Raw genomic sequence first — 3,802 nt, 5'->3', positions numbered from 1 at the left:
GGCACCTACGCCGGTGTCCGCGTGGAACTCAGCGCCTACATCGACCTGCCCGACACCCACCCCTACCAGGACCAGCGCGCCGCCTAACCCAACCCCAAGGAGGACCCTGTGTTCCGTCTCGGCTACACCGTCACGCTCCCGACATCCCCGGGCGGGATTCGCACCCTGCGGGTCCGGGCTGCCCGAAGCCCGCAGGCCGCGGTGTGGCGGGCCACCACCGGATGGCGCCGCCGCTGGGCCACCCGAACCACCGCACCCGGCTACCGCATCGAGTGGACCGCGACCCCCGAGGTATGGCGCCTGGGTCGCCAGCCCCACCCGATCGCAGGACCCACCTACAGCGGCTGACGGCTGCCTGTCCCCGCCCGACCCACAGCGGCCGGGCGGGGGCGGGGAGCCGGGACAGCCCCGGCTGAGGAGCAGGAGGGCACCACACCATGCCTTTGACGGACAAGGACCCCTACACCGCGCGCGAGACCGCACGGTTGCTCGCCATCGGGGCGCGGATCGTGCGGCGGGAAGCGCGGGGGCGGTCCACCGCCGCCCTGGAGGCCGAGGCCGACCGCATCGAGCGGCACGCGCTCCAGCGGGAGATGCAGCGAGCCGAGCAGGCCGACCGCGAGAAGGCACAGAAGGCCAGCAGGCGTGTGACCGACCGGCGCATCCGGGCCGAGGAGGCGGAGCGGGCCCGGCAGGCCCGAGTCCGCGAGCAGGCCGCGAAGAAGTTCCGCAAGTAGTCCCGCCCCGGGACGGCCGTCTCCGGCTGCCACCTTCGTCGGCCGTCCCGGGCCCCTGACCTGCTATAGACAGACAGGAGACATCAAGCATGACGGACATCGTGTCCGAGGAGCACCTGCCGCCGCTGCGGCTGGTCAAGGACTTTGACTCGGCGAGCGTGCCTGACACTCCCTCGGTCGAGGTTCCCTCCCCCGAGGGTGAGGCGGTGGATCGGCCGGATAACCCCTTGGCGGACTGGCTGTCGGTGCCTGACGCGCCGGTGGTGCCTGTGTGGGCGCGCTCGCGTTCCTCGGTGGTCGCCAACGTCGCTGCGTTGGGGCGGTTGACGTGGTGGCACACCCGCTACCACGGCATTCGCACGCCCAAGTACTTGCTCAAGGCCGTGGCTTTGGCGGCGCGGGGCTTCTTCCGTGCCTGTGTCGGATTGTGGCCGACGCTGTCCGCGCGGGACCACAGCGCGGCCGTTCGCGCTCTGCAGGCGAGGGTCAAGGGACACCCGGAGGATGTGGACCTGGCTGTGCGGTTGCAGGTCGCGCACGCCGAGCGGACCAGGGCGCGCCGGTGGCGGTTCGGTGCGGCTGCGGTGGCGGTGGCTGCCGCAGCGACCGGGGTGGCGTTGTCGCCTCCGCTGGTTCAGGCGGGGGTGGCTGTCGCTGTGATTACTCCGTTGGCCTACCTCGGTCGGGGTAAGGAGACCCGCCTGCTGGATCAGGCGGCGCCGCCGATCCGGGTGGACATGTCCGCCCAGCAGCTCAACGACGCCCTGCGCGCCGCGGGGCTGCTGAAGGCCGGTAAGGAAGGGCAGGACGCCCCGCGGGTGTCCTGCTCGATGGGCCCGGTGCGGGACGGCCGCGGGTGGGCTGTGATCTTCGACCTTCCCCGGGGTGGCGGCAAGACTGCTTCCGATGTCCTGGCCAAGCGTGAGGTCATCGCGCAGGAGCTTGGGGTGGATGAGATCCAGGTCATCATGTCCCGGGTCCGGGCGGCTAAGGGCGGCAACGCCGGGCGAGTGTCGATGTGGGTGGCGGACGACGACCCCTACCTGGGGCCCTTGAATCCGTCCCCGCTGGAGACCGCCGAGCGGTTCTCCATCTGGGACCCGGTGCCGTTCGGGCAGGACGCCCGCGGGACCCGTGTGGAGCTGCCGGTGATGTGGCAGTCCATGTTTTTCGGCGGCCTGCCGCGGCGCGGCAAGACCTTCTCCCAGCGGCTGTTGACCGCCGCTGGGCTGCTGGACGCCTACGTGCGGCACTACGTCGCCGACGGCAAGGGCGGCGCTGACTGGATGCCCATGAAGGCCGTGGCGCACCGCCTGGTCATGGGCGCCGAGGACGACGCCATCGAGGCGTTGAAGGCCATGTTGGCGGAGCTGCTGGCGGAGATGGAACGCCGGTTCGCGCTGCTGCGGGACCTGCCCACCTCGGTGTGTCCGGAAGGCAAGCTCACCCCCGACATCGTGGCCAAGTACGACCTGCCGGTCATCTTCGTCACCATCGATGAGCTGCAGGAGTACTTCACCGCGATGGAGCGTGATGACCGCGAACAGGTCATCAACGACCTGTGCCGCATCGCGCGGCGCGGGCCCGCGGCCGGATTCATCTCCAACTTCGCCTCGCAGCGGCCGGACGCCGACAGCGTGCCGACCAAGCTGCGGGAGATCATCACGATCCGCTACTCCACCCAGGTGGTGGACCGGGCCAGCAGCGACATGGTGTTGGGCAAGGGCAAGGCCGCGCAGGGCGCGGACGCGTCGGTGCTGTCCGAGGAACACAAGGGTGTGGGGGTGCTGGTCACCGGCCCCGCCTCCTACGTCACCGTCCGCGCGGACTACCTGGACGGGCCCGCGTTCGCGGCCCTGTGCCGCAAGGGCCGTGCCCTGCGCGAAGCCGCGGGCCAGCTCACCGGGGACGCCGCGGGGGACGTCACCGCCGCGGCGGACGCCGCCGGGATCACCGTGCCCGCCATCGTCTCGGACGTGCTGGAGGTCATGAGGCACTCCCCGCGGATGTTCACCACCGACCTGCTCGCCGGCCTGGTCAACATCGATGAGGACACCTACGGCGACTACAACGCCGAGCAACTCGCCTCCGCGCTGGAGACCGCAGGGGTGAAGCGGACCAGCAAGCAGGTCAAGATCTCCGGCGCCAACGGCGCGGGCTACCAGCGCCGCGACATCGAGGCCGCCGTGCCCGCCGAGATCCTGCTGTCCGTCGGCAGGTAAAGCCCTCCCCCTCTACCCCACCCCCCGCGAACACCTAGTCCGTGCCCCGATCACGGCTCCTTCCGAGGGGCGGGTGGGTAGCGGGGGCCCTTTACCCCGGTCATGGGGGAGGTAGAGGGCTCTGACCTGCAAGGTAAGGCCGGTAAAGGGGTGGACGAAGGCACCCTCCGCAACCCCGAATCACCGGCCTATCGGCCACATCCCCACCAAGGAGCTCCCTGTGGACGACATCGTCAGCCCGTCCCCCACCACCCAGGCCGAAACCGAAGAGCGGCGCCTCATCACCGAGGCGCTGAGCCTTGAGCCGATCGCCACGTCCTACCGCGACCCGTCCCCGATCCCCGCGGTCGGCAGCACGCCGCCCGTCGCTCAGCCCGGACGGCCCCCGATGTCCCAGCGGGCCGCTGACGCCTCCGGTGTGATGCTCGCCGGAGGCATCGCGACGCTGCCGGTCGGGGCCGCCGCCACGGCCGTCCTGTGGGCGAGTGGGCAGGCGGACCCCGCGGTCATCGCCTGCATCTGCGCGGCGCCCACTGCACTGGTCATCGCCCTGAGCCGGCTGGTCACCCGCGCCAAGGCCGCCGCAGTCGAACCGCCAGTCCATCACCACCACTACGAGGGCGCCCACATCCGGGCCGCCGAGGTGACCACCCACACCACGGGCCTGCTCGCCCGCACCCGCACCGACATAACCAGGAAGGCGCGGTAACCACCCCCACGGCACCGCCCGCCCTCCGTGAACCCCAACGAGAAAGGAAGAGACCATGGCCGTACGTCGCGTCGAATGCTGGATCGCCGTGTGCGACCTGTGTGGCAACACCGAGTACGCCGACAGCGTCATCC

Annotated in this window: 4 protein-coding genes; all 4 read left to right on the top strand. The window is 70.9% G+C overall.

Features of this window, described 5'->3' with window-relative positions; all coding sequences use genetic code 11:
- Positions 1-108: 108 nt before the first annotated feature.
- The 4 genes from A3IG_RS0126895 (at position 109) to A3IG_RS0126880 (ending at position 3,668) form a co-directional block, all read left to right on the top strand.
- Complete coding sequence (locus A3IG_RS0126895; protein ID WP_018386688.1) at positions 109-348, top strand: hypothetical protein; 240 nt, start codon at positions 109-111, stop codon at positions 346-348.
- Between the two features lie 89 nt (positions 349-437).
- Complete coding sequence (locus A3IG_RS0126890; RefSeq protein ID WP_236719241.1) at positions 438-737, top strand: hypothetical protein; 300 nt, start codon at positions 438-440, stop codon at positions 735-737.
- Positions 738-826: 89 nt separating this feature from the next.
- Positions 827-2,959, top strand: a complete 2,133-nt coding sequence (locus A3IG_RS0126885) for an FtsK/SpoIIIE domain-containing protein (RefSeq protein WP_018386686.1) — start codon at positions 827-829, stop codon at positions 2,957-2,959.
- Between the two features lie 220 nt (positions 2,960-3,179).
- Positions 3,180-3,668 carry a hypothetical protein gene (locus A3IG_RS0126880; protein WP_018386685.1) on the top strand — a complete coding sequence of 163 codons (489 nt, stop codon included), beginning with the start codon at positions 3,180-3,182 and terminating at the stop codon, positions 3,666-3,668.
- Positions 3,669-3,802: the final 134 nt, after the last annotated feature.

Origin of the sequence: Wenjunlia vitaminophila DSM 41686 (assembly GCF_000380165.1) — a bacterium.
In the GTDB taxonomy this organism is placed as follows: Bacteria; Actinomycetota; Actinomycetes; order Streptomycetales; family Streptomycetaceae; genus Wenjunlia; species Wenjunlia vitaminophila.
The sequence above is the reverse complement of the archived record's forward strand: the minus strand, read 5'-3'. Positions and strand labels throughout refer to the sequence as shown.